10 protein-coding genes and 1 rRNA gene are annotated in these 12,425 nt (G+C 71.3%); 8 read left to right on the forward strand and 3 right to left on the reverse strand.

Annotation, left to right across the window (positions count from 1 at the left end; all coding sequences use genetic code 11):
- Positions 1-88 (forward strand): 5S ribosomal RNA (gene rrf / locus ABZX65_RS22755); the annotation flags it as partial.
- A gap of 67 nt (positions 89-155) precedes the next feature.
- On the opposite strand, the gene ABZX65_RS22760 is transcribed toward rrf, so the two are convergent.
- On the reverse strand, positions 156-1,670 hold the full coding sequence (locus ABZX65_RS22760; protein ID WP_355342896.1) for a hypothetical protein: 1,515 nt from the start codon (positions 1,668-1,670) through the stop codon (positions 156-158).
- Positions 1,671-1,765: 95 nt separating this feature from the next.
- Here ABZX65_RS22760 and mtnA point away from each other — a divergent pair, with 95 nt between their 5' ends.
- The 7 genes from mtnA (at position 1,766) to ABZX65_RS22795 (ending at position 10,231) form a co-directional block, all read left to right on the forward strand.
- Positions 1,766-2,863, forward strand: coding sequence for an S-methyl-5-thioribose-1-phosphate isomerase (mtnA, locus tag ABZX65_RS22765; RefSeq protein ID WP_355342899.1), 1,098 nt, complete (start codon positions 1,766-1,768; stop codon positions 2,861-2,863).
- Between the two features lie 96 nt (positions 2,864-2,959).
- On the forward strand, positions 2,960-3,649 hold the full coding sequence (gene mtrA, locus ABZX65_RS22770; protein WP_188283097.1) for an MtrAB system response regulator MtrA: 690 nt from the start codon (positions 2,960-2,962) through the stop codon (positions 3,647-3,649).
- A gap of 52 nt (positions 3,650-3,701) precedes the next feature.
- Positions 3,702-5,591: an MtrAB system histidine kinase MtrB gene (gene mtrB, locus ABZX65_RS22775; RefSeq protein ID WP_355343268.1), complete on the forward strand. Its 1,890-nt coding sequence runs from the start codon at positions 3,702-3,704 to the stop codon at positions 5,589-5,591.
- On the forward strand, positions 5,591-7,417 hold the full coding sequence (locus tag ABZX65_RS22780; protein WP_355342902.1) for an LpqB family beta-propeller domain-containing protein: 1,827 nt from the start codon (positions 5,591-5,593) through the stop codon (positions 7,415-7,417). Before mtrB ends, ABZX65_RS22780 begins: the two co-directional genes overlap by 1 nt.
- Positions 7,418-7,517: 100 nt before the next feature.
- Positions 7,518-8,234, forward strand: coding sequence for a ComF family protein (locus ABZX65_RS22785; RefSeq protein WP_355342905.1), 717 nt, complete (start codon positions 7,518-7,520; stop codon positions 8,232-8,234).
- A 279-nt stretch (positions 8,235-8,513) separates the two neighbouring features.
- A complete protein-coding gene (gene raiA / locus ABZX65_RS22790) occupies positions 8,514-9,200 on the forward strand; it encodes a ribosome-associated translation inhibitor RaiA (protein WP_355342907.1) in 687 nt (228 codons plus the stop codon).
- A gap of 335 nt (positions 9,201-9,535) precedes the next feature.
- Entirely contained in the window at positions 9,536-10,231 is a 696-nt protein-coding gene (locus tag ABZX65_RS22795) for a response regulator transcription factor (RefSeq protein WP_355343271.1), read from the forward strand.
- Positions 10,232-10,358: 127 nt separating this feature from the next.
- Here ABZX65_RS22795 and ABZX65_RS22800 read toward each other — a convergent pair whose 3' ends face one another.
- Both ABZX65_RS22800 and ABZX65_RS22805 read right to left on the reverse strand, forming a co-directional pair.
- Positions 10,359-11,546, reverse strand: a complete 1,188-nt coding sequence (locus ABZX65_RS22800) for a crosslink repair DNA glycosylase YcaQ family protein (protein WP_355342910.1) — start codon at positions 11,544-11,546, stop codon at positions 10,359-10,361.
- Positions 11,547-11,707: 161 nt separating this feature from the next.
- The gene (locus tag ABZX65_RS22805) at positions 11,708-12,313 is read right to left on the reverse strand and encodes a GNAT family N-acetyltransferase (RefSeq protein ID WP_355342913.1); all 606 of its coding nucleotides are present in this window, start codon (positions 12,311-12,313) and stop codon (positions 11,708-11,710) included.
- Positions 12,314-12,425 lie beyond the last annotated feature (112 nt).

Consider the following 12,425-nt stretch of genomic DNA (forward strand, 5'->3'; position numbering starts at 1 on the left):
CGGTTACATTCCGAACCCGGAAGCTAAGCCTTTCAGCGCCGATGGTACTGCAGGGGGGACCCTGTGGGAGAGTAGGACACCGCCGAACAATCTTTGTAGAAGGCCCCGGCCCCCGAGTTTCGACTCGGGGGCCGGGGCCTTTCTGCGTTCCCTGCTCAGTCGGTGGTGATGGTGACGCTCGCAGCCGCGTTCGCGTCCGCATCGGAATTCGCGGCCCGCATCAGCTCGATGTCGAGTGCCTCACGGCGGATGCGCTGGTCCATGTACAGCAGCGTGGTGACGCCGGCGCTGATCGGCAGGCTGAGCGTCGCGGCGATGGCGGCGCCGATTCCGCTGATGCCGAGGAACGCCCAGCCCGGGTTGGTGTCGCCGGAGAGGAAGGAGCCGAGGCTCTCACCGGTGATGCCACGAGCGATGAACATGAACGGCGTCTGGATGATGGCCGAGGCGATGTAGCAGAGGATCGCCGCGAGCGCCTGGACGCCGAGGACGCGCCACCAGGAGTTGCGTACCAGCTTCGCCGAGCGCTTCATCGCCGAGACGATGTCCTGCTTCTCGAGCATGAGGGCCGGTGCCGCCAGGCTCCACTGGATCATGAGCCAGAGCACGACGACGGAGGCGCCGATCAGGCCGAGGGAGGCAAGGGCGGCGCCGCCGCTCTCCGCACCCGCCAGGGCGATCAGTGCGCCGGGCAGGACGGCGCCCGCCAGGATTCCGGCGATGGCCAGCGGGATCAGCAGCGCGAGCCCGACCAGTTGGGGCAGTCGCGGGCGGGCTTCCCGCCAGACCTGGGCGGCCGTGACCGGGCGGCCGAGCACGGCGCGGCTGGTGGCCATGGCGACCATCGCGGTCGCGGTGATCGTGCCGATGAGCATGACCAGAATGGTCAGGCCCGAGCTGGCGAAGGCACCGCTGACGGCGTGCATGATGTCGCCGACGCTCGGGTTGGGGTTGTCCCTGAGGTTCTCCAACCGGGTGTCGTTGCTGAGGAAGAAGCCGTCGACCACCACCGCCAGGCCCTGGGTGACCACGGCGATGGCCAGGGTGAAGCCGAGGATCGCGCGCCAGTGCCGCCGCAGTACGGCCAGGGAACCGTCGAGGATCTCGCCCGCGCCGAGCGGGCGCAGCGGGATGACGCCGGGCTTGGGCGCCGCGGGCCTGCTCCAGGGGCCCTGCTGCTGCCAGCCGCCGCCGGGGCCGCCGCCCGGTGCTGTGTTGCCCCAGCGCGGGCCTGAGGGGCCGGGGTGGCCGCCTTGCGGCGGTTGCGGGGGTGACCACCGGGCCCAGCCGGCGCCGGGCGCCTGACCCGTACCCGTACCCGTACCGGAGGATCCGGCGGGGGGCGGGCCTGGGGCCGGTACGGTCGGGGGCCGGGTGTCGTGGGGGGTGTGCTGCCACTGGCCCGCGGGCGGCTGTTGGGCGGACCAGCCGCCGGGCGGCGGTGGCGTCGTGTCACCGGCGTCGGCCGTAGCGGGCCGGTCTCCCGTACCGGGAGCGGATGTGTCGCCGGAGTCGTCACCGGAGCTGTTGTCAGGACCGGCCGCGGACGTATCTGTTGACGTGTCCACGGGGGTGTCTTTCTGTGGTGCGGAGGAAGCGGGGCTGTCGCCGTCTTCCGGCTCGGAGGAGTCGGAGGATCCGGGCGAGGCCCAGCCCGGAGTGTTGGTCATCGGAGGCTGCCCCTTCACGTGGTGCTCGCTGTGGTACTGGCCGCCATCGTGCCATGGGCTGCCTTGGACCGGGCCGGGCAGGGCAGACTGGACGGATGGGTGATCAATACGTGCGACCTGTGACCGATGAGGCCGACGGTGCTTCCCGTACCATCCCCGCGCTGCGGTGGGAGGAACCCCCCGAGGGACCCGTGCTCGTGCTGCTCGACCAGACTCGACTTCCGCAGGAGGAGGTCGAGTTGGTGTGCACGGACGTGCAGGCGCTGGTGCAGGCGATACGTTCCCTCGCCGTGCGGGGCGCGCCGCTGCTCGGGCTCGCGGGGGCGTACGGCATCGCGTTGGCGGCGGCGCGCGGCTACGACGTGAACGAGGCCGCCGACCTGCTGGCGCACGCGCGGCCGACGGCCGTCAACCTCGGGTACGGGGTGCGCCGCGCGGTGACCGCTTTCCACGCGGCGCCTCCGCACCAGGGCGCCGCCTTCGCGTTGGCCGAGGCGCGGGCGCTGCACGAGGAGGACGCGGCGGCGAGCCGGGCGATGGCGGAGTACGGGGAGCGGCTGCTCGCCGAGTTGGTGCCGGGCGGGGGCTACCGGATTCTGACGCACTGCAACACCGGGGCCCTGGTGTCGGGCGGTGAGGGCACCGCGCTCGGTGTGGTCCTCGCGGCGCACAGGGCCGGGGAGTTGAGGCGTCTGTGGGTCGACGAGACCCGTCCCCTTCTTCAGGGCGCGCGGTTGACGGCGTACGAGGCGGCGCGGGCCGGGATGCCGTACACGCTGCTCGCCGACAGCGCGGCCGGGTCGCTGTTCACGGCGGGGGAGGTGGACGCGGTGCTGATCGGCGCGGACCGGATCGCGGCGGACGGCTCCACGGCGAACAAGGTCGGCAGCTATCCCCTCGCGGTCCTCGCCCGCTACCACCATGTGCCGTTCATCGTGGTGGCGCCGACGACCTCGGTGGATCTGAGCACGCCGGACGGCGCCGCGATCGAGGTGGAGCAGCGGGCCGGCAGCGAGGTGACCGACCTCGCGCCGTCACCGCTGGGCACTCAGGCCTACAATCCGGCCTTCGATGTGACGCCGCCGGAGCTGATTACTGCGATCATCACGGAGAACGGTGTGGTTTCGCCGGTCACCACAGAAGCTCTCGTAACTGTGTGTAATCACGAGACTCCCCGGGCAGGCTCTGACTAGGGGAGATCGGGCAGCGCATCTGCGGACATCAGCGGACAATGGTCGCGTAGCGTGACCTCGATCACCAAAGGTCACCGGTAACGATATGCAAATGGGATGATGGTCGGTATGAAGGGACGTGTGCTGGTCGTCGATGACGACACCGCGCTGTCAGAGATGCTTGGCATCGTGCTGCGCGGAGAGGGTTTCGAGCCGTCGTTCTGCGCTGACGGTGACAAGGCCCTGGCTGCTTTTCGGGAGTCCAAGCCGGATCTGGTGCTCCTTGACCTCATGCTGCCCGGACGGGACGGCATCGACGTATGCCGTCAGATCCGGGCGGAGTCCGGGGTGCCGATCGTGATGCTCACGGCGAAGAGCGACACCGTGGATGTGGTGGTGGGGCTCGAGTCGGGGGCTGACGACTATGTGATCAAGCCGTTCAAGCCGAAGGAGCTGGTGGCGAGGGTCAGGGCGCGACTGCGGAGGGCGGAGGAGCCGACTCCTGAGCAGCTCGCCATCGGCGATCTGGTGATCGACGTGGCGGGGCACTCGGTGAAGCGGGACGGGCAGCCGATCGCGCTGACGCCGTTGGAGTTCGACCTGCTGGTGGCGCTGGCCCGCAAGCCGTGGCAGGTGTTCACCCGTGAGGTGCTGCTCGAGCAGGTCTGGGGCTATCGGCACGCGGCGGACACCCGGCTGGTGAACGTCCATGTGCAGCGGCTGCGGTCCAAGGTGGAGCAGGACCCGGAGCGCCCGGAGATCGTGGTGACCGTCCGCGGTGTCGGTTACAAGGCGGGACCGGGCTGACATGTGCGCGTCGTACGAGCGGGAGCGGCTGGAGAGCCGGCTCGCGGACCCCATGCGGGGTCTCGCGCCGGTTTTCCGCTCGTTCGTGCGCTGGGCACGGCGACCGTTGCAGCCGGCGGTCCGGCTGTGGCGGCGCAATCTGCAACTGCGGGTGGTCGCCTTCACGCTGCTGATGTCGGTCGGCGTGGTGCTGCTGCTTGGCTTCGTCGTGATCGGGCAGGTCAAGAACGGCCTGCTCGACGCGAAGGAGAAGGCGGCTGAGAATCAGGCCACCACCGGCTTCTCCATCGCCCAGCAGCAGGCGAACAGGAGCCAGACGCAGGACGCCACCGGGGTCGGCTCGCAGAATCAGGCCGAGGACTCGGGCGCCTGGCTGACGACGCTGGTCCAGCAGTTCGCCAGCGGTGGCAACGGGGTGTACTGGATCGCCACGCTCAGCCCGGGCGCCGACGACGCGCGCTTCGGCGAGGGTGTCGTCAACGCGCACGGGCCGCGCAGCTCCGGCAGCCTGCTGCCGCAGGCGAGCATCCCCAAGTCGCTCAGCGACGCCGTCGAGTCCCACACCGGGGCGCTGAAGCAGTACACGACGGTGGTGACGGACGACGGGAAGGCGCCGCAGCCCGCGCTGGCCATCGGCAAGCGGCTCACGGACATCAACGGGAAGACGTACCAGCTCTACTACCTCTTCCCGTTCGGCCAGGAGGCCAAGACGCTCGGCCTGGTCAAGGGCACGCTGGCGACGGCGGGCATCTTCGTGGTGGTGCTGCTCGGCGCCATCGCCTGGCTGGTGACCCGGCAGGTCGTCACGCCGGTACGGATGGCGGCCGGGATCGCGGAGCGGCTCGCGGCGGGCCGATTGCAGGAACGTATGCAGGTCTCGGGTGAGGACGACATCGCGCGCCTCGGCGAGTCCTTCAACAAGATGGCGCAGAACCTCCAGGTCAAGATCCAGCAGCTGGAGGACCTGTCGAGGATGCAGCGCCGCTTCGTCTCCGACGTCTCGCACGAGCTGCGCACCCCGCTGACGACCGTACGGATGGCGGCGGACGTCATCCATGACGCGCGGACCGAATTCGATCCGGTGACCGCGCGCTCCGCCGAACTGTTGCAGAACCAGCTGGACCGTTTCGAGTCGCTGCTGTCCGACCTGCTGGAGATCAGCAGATTCGACGCGGGCGCCGCGGAGCTGGCCGCCGAGCCGATAGACCTGCGCGAGGTCGTACGGCGGGTGGTGGACGCCGCGGAGCCGCTGGCCGAGCGCAAGGGCAGCCACGTGGCGATACGCGGCGACGCGCAGCCGGTGATAGCCGAGGTCGACCCCCGCCGGGTGGAGCGCGTGCTGCGCAATCTAGTCGTCAACGCGATCGAGCACGGCGACGGCCGGGACGTGGTGGTACGGCTGGCCACGGCCGACGGCGCGGTGGCCGTCGCGGTGCGGGACTACGGCGTCGGGCTGAAGCCCGGCGAGGCGACGCGGGTGTTCAACCGCTTCTGGCGAGCCGATCCGGCGCGGGCGCGTACCACCGGCGGGACGGGCCTCGGCCTGTCCATCGCGGTGGAGGACGCCCGGCTGCACGGCGGCTGGCTCCAGGCGTGGGGCGAGCCGGGCGGCGGGTCGCAGTTCCGGATGACGCTGCCGCGGACCGCCGGCGAGAGCCTGCGCGGGTCGCCGATACCGCTGGAGCCGGACGATTCGCGGCGCAACCGCGGGCTGAATTCCTCGGGGCTGCCGGTCCGCGCCGCGACGGGGTCCGTGCCGGTGCCGCGGACCGCGGGCCCGGCCGGGCCGGGGCACAACGGGCAGCCGGGCTCGCAGATACCGCAGATTCCCCAGCGGCCGCCCGCGGTGCCGCGGTCGCCGTCGGCCGATCCCGCGGCGTTCCCCGGCAGCGGTGCGCGGGTCGTGGGACGGATGGACTCGGTCCGGGAGGACGACAGCTGATGGGTGCGCTGGGGGGCAGGGGACGCCTGCTGCGGAGCTGGCCGGGTGTGGTGTGCGCGGCGCTGTTGCTGGCCGGGTGCGCGGCGATACCCAGCAGCGGTGAGGTGCGCAAGGTCGGCGACGGACAGCACGCCGACGTGGACGCGCAGGTGCGGGTCTTCCCGTCGGCGCCGCACAAGGGCGAAAGCGCCTCCGACATCGTCAACGGCTTCATGGAGGCCACCACCAGCGGCGAGGCGGACTTCGAGACCGCGAAGAAGTACCTGTCCAAGGAGCTGGCCGGACACTGGGACCCCACCGCGAAGATCACCGTGCTCACCGGCACGACCCAGCCCCGGGAGGAGCCGGGCACGAGTCGCAAGGACTACGTGATGGTCGACCTCGCGGGCAAGAAGACGGCCGTCGTCGACGCCAAGCACGCCTACCGGCCGGACGAGGGCAACTTCGACACCTCGTTCCACCTGGTCAAGGAGAACAACGAGTGGCGGATCGACAGTCTTGAAGACGGCCTGGTGATCTCCGATCTGGACTTCAACCGGATATATCACCTGGTCAACATGTACTATTTCGCGGCGCTGGGCCCGGACGCGCATCGCTCGGGGAACGCCGACAAGACCCTGGTCGCCGACCCGGTCTACCTGCGCAAGCAGAGCGACTCGCTGGTGTCCACGGTCTCCGCGCTGCTGACCGGCCCCACGAACTGGCTGGCGCCCGTGGTCGAGACCGCGGCCCCCGAGGGCGCCCGGCTCTACGACAAGGCGCCCGACCACGGGGTGACGCTCGACGACTCCCAGCACCTCAGGGTGCGGCTCGACGCGCCCGCGCAGCGGTTCGCGGGAGAGCGCTGCGTGAAGCTGGCGGCGCAGCTCTTCACCACCGTGCAGGGCCAGGCCGCGCCCAAGGTGGACGCCGTCGACATCTCGGCGTCCGACGGCAGGACGGTCTGCTCCCTGCCCAAGGAACAGACGCTGGCGTTCAGCACGCAGAATCTGGTCGGCTCCTCGGACCACCAGTACTACATCGGCGCGCAGCCGCACCGGCTGCTGGAGGTGCCCTCGGACGGCGCCTCGACCACGGGTACGCCGGTGGCCGGGCCGTTCGGCGGGGCGAAGGCAGACCTGGAGTTGGTCGCGGTGCGCCGGGACGAGCAGATGGCCGCCGGGGTGAAGGGCGAGGGACGCCAACTGGTCACCGCCGGCCTGGACGCGGACGCCCAGCTCAGCGAGCCCGTGCTGACCAGCAAGGCGAAGGACGGTCTGAGCGCGCCGAGCTGGGACGGGCTCGACTACCTGTGGGTCGCCGACCGCGATCCGGGCGACCCCCGCGTGGTGGCGCTGCGCGACGGCGGCGGGCAGCCGATCCCGGTCTCCGTCAGCGGCCTGACCGGCCGTGTGGACGCGCTGCGGGTCGCCTCGGACGGCGTGCGGATCGCGCTGCTCGTCCGGCAGCCCAACGGGCTGGGTAAGTTGCAGCTCGGGCGGATCGAGCGGGGTGGTACGCAGGCGCATCCGACGTTCGCGGTGACGAATCTGCGCACGCTGACCCCCGCGGCCGACGGCGTCAGCTCGGTCTCCTGGGCGGGGCCGAGCCGCCTGGTGGCGCTCGACAGCGAATCCGAGGGCGTGCAGCAGATCAAGTACATCAGCACCGACGGCTCCCCGAAGCTGGCCTTCGAGGGAATCAGTCAGGCATCGGTGGTGGCGGCCTCCGAGGACGTCTCGCGGGCGCTGCTGGCCTCGTACAACCAGAGCGTCTACCGGCTGCCGCCGGACTCCACGGGCAAGCGGGTCGAGCCGAAGGGCGACAGCCCGGTCTACCCCGGCTGAGAAAACCACCGTCAGCCTCCTGACCTGCGAAACCGTGGAGTTATCCACAGGTTGGGAGGGGGGCTGGCGGCGGGCGCCGAAACGGGGCAGAGTGGACGTCATGCGGGGCTGGTGGCAGGAGATCACCGGGCTGGTCCTGCCGGTGGACTGCGCCGGGTGCGGGCGTCCGCGTACGGAGCTGTGCGAGCGGTGCCGGGTACTGATCGGTGGGGCGGCCGAATCGGTGCCGGTGCGGCGCGTGCGTCCGACGCCGGAGCCGCCGGGGCTGCCGCCGGTCTACGCGGCCGGGCGATACGGGGACGAAGTGCGGGCCGTGGTCCTGGCGCACAAGGAGCGGGGTGCGCTGGGTCTGGCCCGACCGCTGGGCACGGCGCTGGCGGCGGCCGTGCGGCGGGTCGGCGTCCCCGGGACGGTCCTGCTGGTGCCGGTGCCCTCGGCACGGCGTGCGGTGGCGCGACGCGGCCACGACGCCACGGCCCGCATCGCCCGTGCGGCGGCCCGGGAGCTGCGCCGGGGCGGCGTACCCGCCAGGGCGGTGGCCGCGTTGCGCCAGCGGCGGCCGGTGGCGGACCAGTCCGGTCTCGGCGCGGCCGGGCGGCCGGCGAATCTGGCGGGCGCGGTGGCGGCGGCCGGCGGGCCGGCGGCGCTGCTGACGGTGGCGCCGGTCGTGCTGGTGGACGACCTGATGACCACCGGAGCCTCACTGACCGTGGCGGCGCGGGCGGTGACGGCGGCCGGGGGCCGGGTCGCGGGGGCGGCGGTCGTGGCTGGTCCGCACGATCCGGAACTCCACTCGGATGCGCGTCGTTGCAGGTAGTAGCGACGCATATTCACTCGGAAGGGGGTATGGCGTCGCTGAGGATGCCGACCTCCACACTCCGGGACTATGTTCGGGGGATAGGGAAGTGAACACCATGGGGTGTTGATCTTCTCAGTGGGGCAGGAGGAGGTGAAAGCCGCAGCTTCGTGGTCCCCGGTCAGCCCCGGGAGGCGAAGCGGCAGCCAACGCAGCGCCGGACGGGACTGGTACCCGAGCTGGCCTCAGCGAAAGGGATCGCCTCCGGTAGCCCGGGGCGATCCGGGAACGGAGTTCTGCGTGGACATCGTCGTCAAGGGCCGCAAGACCGAGGTGCCTGAGCGGTTCCGGAAGCACGTGGCCGAGAAGCTGGACAAGATCCAGAAGCTCGACGGCAAGGTGATCAGCCTCGACGTCGAGGTGTCCAAGGAGCTCAACCCCCGGCAGGCGGACCACGCCGACCGGGTGGAGATCACCCTCAACACCCGGGGCCCGGTCGTCCGGGCCGAGGCCGCGGCGGCCGACCCGTACGCGGCGCTGGACATCGCTGTGTCGAAGCTGGAGGCGCGGCTGCGCAAGGCCGCGAGCAAGCGCCATACCCGTCGTGGGAACGGCCGGATCCCGGCGGCCGAGGTGGCCGCGACCGTGCCGGACGCGGCGACCATCAACGGGGACGGGGAGCTGGCCGTCGACCGGCCGAGCACGGACAGTGTGCCCACCACGAGGTTCGGTCCGCTGGAGGTGCACGGCGAGGGCCCGCTGGTGGTGCGCGAGAAGACCCACGCGGCCACGCCGATGGCACTCGACCAGGCGCTCTACGAGATGGAGTTGGTCGGGCACGACTTCTATCTGTTCGTGGACAGCGAGACCAAGCAGCCGAGTGTCGTCTATCGCAGGCACGGTTACGACTACGGCGTGATTCATCTGAACTCGGACGAGAGCACCGTGGAAGAACCGGCGGGCGCGGGCGGCGTACTGCGCCGCTAGCGGCCACGCCCGAGGGCGTGTCCGCGAAGTCGCGTCGTCCGCCCGGAGGGCGGGGCTGGCGGTGTCTGGTGCGTGCGATCGCAAGGCGGAGGGTCGTCCTCATAGTGGGCCTATTCGGATGAGCCCGACAACGCAGCGAGCGTGCGTGCCAGGCGCCGCCAGTCAGACGAGACTTCGCGGACAGGCCCTAGGGCTGCAACCGGTGCCCCCGGGCCGTCCCGGGGGCACCACCGTGCCTGGACGTGAAATGCTGGACCAGTGGTCAACTCTGGTCTGAGGGGGAGGATCTGATGCCGGAGAGCTTTGAGCGCGGAACCACCGGCGAGCGTGGTCAGATCCCGTACGAGGAACCTGCCGGTCCGGCGCGTGCGGAGCCCATCCGGGTGCTGGTGGTCGACGACCACGCGCTCTTCCGGCGGGGCCTGGAGATCGTGCTCGCGCAGGAGGAGGACATCCAGGTCATCGGTGAGGCGGGGGACGGCGCGGAGGCGGTCGACAAGGCCGCCGACCTGTTGCCGGACATCGTGCTGATGGATGTGCGGATGCCCCGGCGCGGCGGGATCGAGGCGTGCACCTCGATCAAGGAGGTCGCGCCCAGCGCCAAGATCATCATGCTGACGATAAGCGACGAGGAAGCCGACCTCTACGAGGCGATCAAGGCCGGTGCCACCGGCTATCTCCTCAAGGAGATCTCCACCGACGAGGTGGCGACGGCGATCCGCGCGGTGGCGGACGGACAGTCGCAGATCAGTCCGTCGATGGCGTCGAAGCTGCTGACCGAGTTCAAGTCGATGATCCAGCGGACCGACGAGCGGCGGCTGCTGCCCGCGCCCAAGCTCACCGACCGGGAGCTGGAGGTGCTGAAGCTGGTCGCCACCGGGCTGAACAACCGGGACATCGCCAAGGAACTCTTCATCAGCGAGAACACGGTGAAGAACCACGTCCGCAACATCCTGGAGAAGCTTCAGCTCCACTCCCGGATGGAGGCCGTGGTCTACGCGATGCGCGAGAAGATCCTGGAGATCCGCTAGGGCCTGTCCCGCGCCGGGCATCGCGGCCATCACGTGCTGGGCATTGCCGGGTCCGGGCGCGCCCCCGGGCCGCCCGGACCCGGCGCCGCCCGGACCCACCACCTCGGCCCCGCGGGGCCGGACCCGCTCAGCGGCGGTCGTGGGTCAGCTTCAGCGCCGCCTCCAGCGGCTCGCGCAGCGGCTCCGGCAGCACCCGCTCCACCCGCGCCTCCTCGCAGCCCACCCAGCCCGCCGCCTGCGCGATGGCGTCGGCCGCGGGCTGCACGGCCTTCGGGCCGTCGAGCGTGACCTGCCGGGCCACCAGCGTCTTCCCCTCGCGCGCCGGGTCGACGCGGCCGACCAGCCGCCCGCCCGCGAGCAGCGGCATCGCGAAGTAGCCATGGATCCGCTTGGGCTTGGGCGTGTACGCCTCCAGCCGGTGCGTGAAGCCGAAGATCCGCTCGGTGCGCGGCCGGTCCCAGATCAGGGAGTCGAACGGCGACAGCAGCGTCGTACGGTGCCTGCCGCGCGGCTCGCTCGCCAGCGCCGCCGGATCGGCCCAGGCGGGCTTGCCCCAGCCCTCGACCTCGACCGGCACCAGACCGGTCGAGTCGATCACCGACATCACCTGCTCGCCCTTGAGCCGGTGGTAGTCCGCGAGGTCCGCGCGGGTGGCCACCCCCATCGCCGCGCCCGCCTGGACGACCAGCCGCCGTACGCACTCGGTGTCGTCCAGGTCGTCGTGGAGCAGCGCGTCGGGCACGGCCCGCTCGGCCAGGTCGTAGATCCGCTTCCAGCCGCGCCGCCGGGTGCAGACCACCTCACCGGTGTCGAGCAGCCACTCCACCGCGATCTTGGTCTCCGACCAGTCCCACCACGGTCCGCCGTTCTTCGCGCCGCCGAGCTGCGTCGAATTCAGCGGCCCCTCGGCCTTGAGCTGGTCCAGGACGGCGGCGCACGAGCGCTCGGCGTCCTCCAGGACGTGCCAGCGGTGACCGCGGGCCCGCCGCGCCCTGCGCCGGAAGGCGAAGTGCGGCCACTCCTCGATGGGCAGGATGCAGGCCGCGTGCGACCAGTACTCGAAGGCGTGGTCGCCCGACCAGTACGCCTCCTCGACCTCCTCGCGGCCGACCGCGCCCAGCCGCGCGTACGGGATCAGCTCGTGCGAGCGGGCCAGTACCGAGATGGTGTCGAGCTGCACCGCGCCCAGCGAGCGCAGCACCCCGCGCGTCCCGGCCCGCCGGTCGGGAGCACCGAGGAAGCCCTGCGCCCGCAAGGCGAGCCTGCGTGCTTCGTCGGCGGACGGGGTGAGCTGAGGAGGCGGCAGCGGTGTCATGCCGGACAGCGTAGGACCGCCCACTGACAAGCCCCGCTGACCTGCGTCAACCTCGCGCGGCCCGCGGCCCCCCCGCTCCGTACGGAACCCCTCGGGCCCCGCGCCCGCCCCCCTCGTGACGAAGGAGCCTCAAGCGCCCGCCCCCCCGTGACGAAGGAGCCTCAGGCCCCCGCGCCCGGCGGATACGGCTCGTACGGCGTCTTGCCCTCGCGGTCCCAGTCCGTCGGCAGCAGGGAACCGCTCCAGGCGTCGCGGCGGGTGCCCGCGTAAAGGATCTTGGAGCGGACGGTGCCCTCCATGACGAAGCCGATGGAGCGGGCGACGGCGCGCGAGCCGTCGTTGCCCGCCTCCGCGTACCACTCGATCCGCTCGACGCCGAGAGCGTCGAAGGCCCAGGCGCAGACCGCGCGCCCCGCCTCGGCGGTGTAGCCCTTGCGGCGCTGCTCCCTCGCCGTCCAGTAGCCCAGCTCCGCCTGCCGCTCGGGCCCGGTCAGACCGGAGGCGCCGAACCGCAGCAGGCCCATGGAGCTGACGAGCGCGCCGCTGTCGGCGGTGAAGACGCCGAAGTTGTACATGGTGTCGTCGCGCCAGCCCTCGGGGCAGATGCGGCCGACGAAGTCCGCCGCGTTCTCGTGGGTGTAAGGCGAGGGCACCGCCGTCCAGCGCGGAATATCGGGATCCTGGCAGGCCACATAGAGCGCCTCGGCGTCGTCCGGGGTCAGCGGACGCAGCAGCAGACGCTCGGTGGTGAGGGTGATCGGCTCCATGGACGCAGTATTGAGGAGAGCCAACGGCTGTGGAAAACCGTTTTGGCACCTCGGGGCCTCCCGGCCCGCTGGTCTCCTCGCTTACGATGGCCGTTGCAGCGGGGCCATCGGC

The sequence above is a fragment of the Streptomyces sp. NPDC003300 genome, from assembly GCF_040610915.1.
Lineage (GTDB): Bacteria > Actinomycetota > Actinomycetes > Streptomycetales > Streptomycetaceae > Actinacidiphila.

Coding starts and splice junctions, on each gene's coding strand:
- ABZX65_RS22785 (WP_355342905.1), top strand. CDS start 7,518: ATGCGGGGCTGGTGGCAGGAGATCACCGGGCTGGTCCTGCCGGTGGAC.
- ABZX65_RS22800 (WP_355342910.1), bottom strand. CDS start 11,546: ATGACACCGCTGCCGCCTCCTCAGCTCACCCCGTCCGCCGACGAAGCA.
- ABZX65_RS22805 (WP_355342913.1), bottom strand. CDS start 12,313: ATGGAGCCGATCACCCTCACCACCGAGCGTCTGCTGCTGCGTCCGCTG.
- ABZX65_RS22760 (WP_355342896.1), bottom strand. CDS start 1,670: ATGACCAACACTCCGGGCTGGGCCTCGCCCGGATCCTCCGACTCCTCC.
- mtrB (WP_355343268.1), top strand. CDS start 3,702: ATGCGGGGTCTCGCGCCGGTTTTCCGCTCGTTCGTGCGCTGGGCACGG.
- ABZX65_RS22780 (WP_355342902.1), top strand. CDS start 5,591: ATGGGTGCGCTGGGGGGCAGGGGACGCCTGCTGCGGAGCTGGCCGGGT.
- mtnA (WP_355342899.1), top strand. CDS start 1,766: ATGGGTGATCAATACGTGCGACCTGTGACCGATGAGGCCGACGGTGCT.
- mtrA (WP_188283097.1), top strand. CDS start 2,960: ATGATGGTCGGTATGAAGGGACGTGTGCTGGTCGTCGATGACGACACC.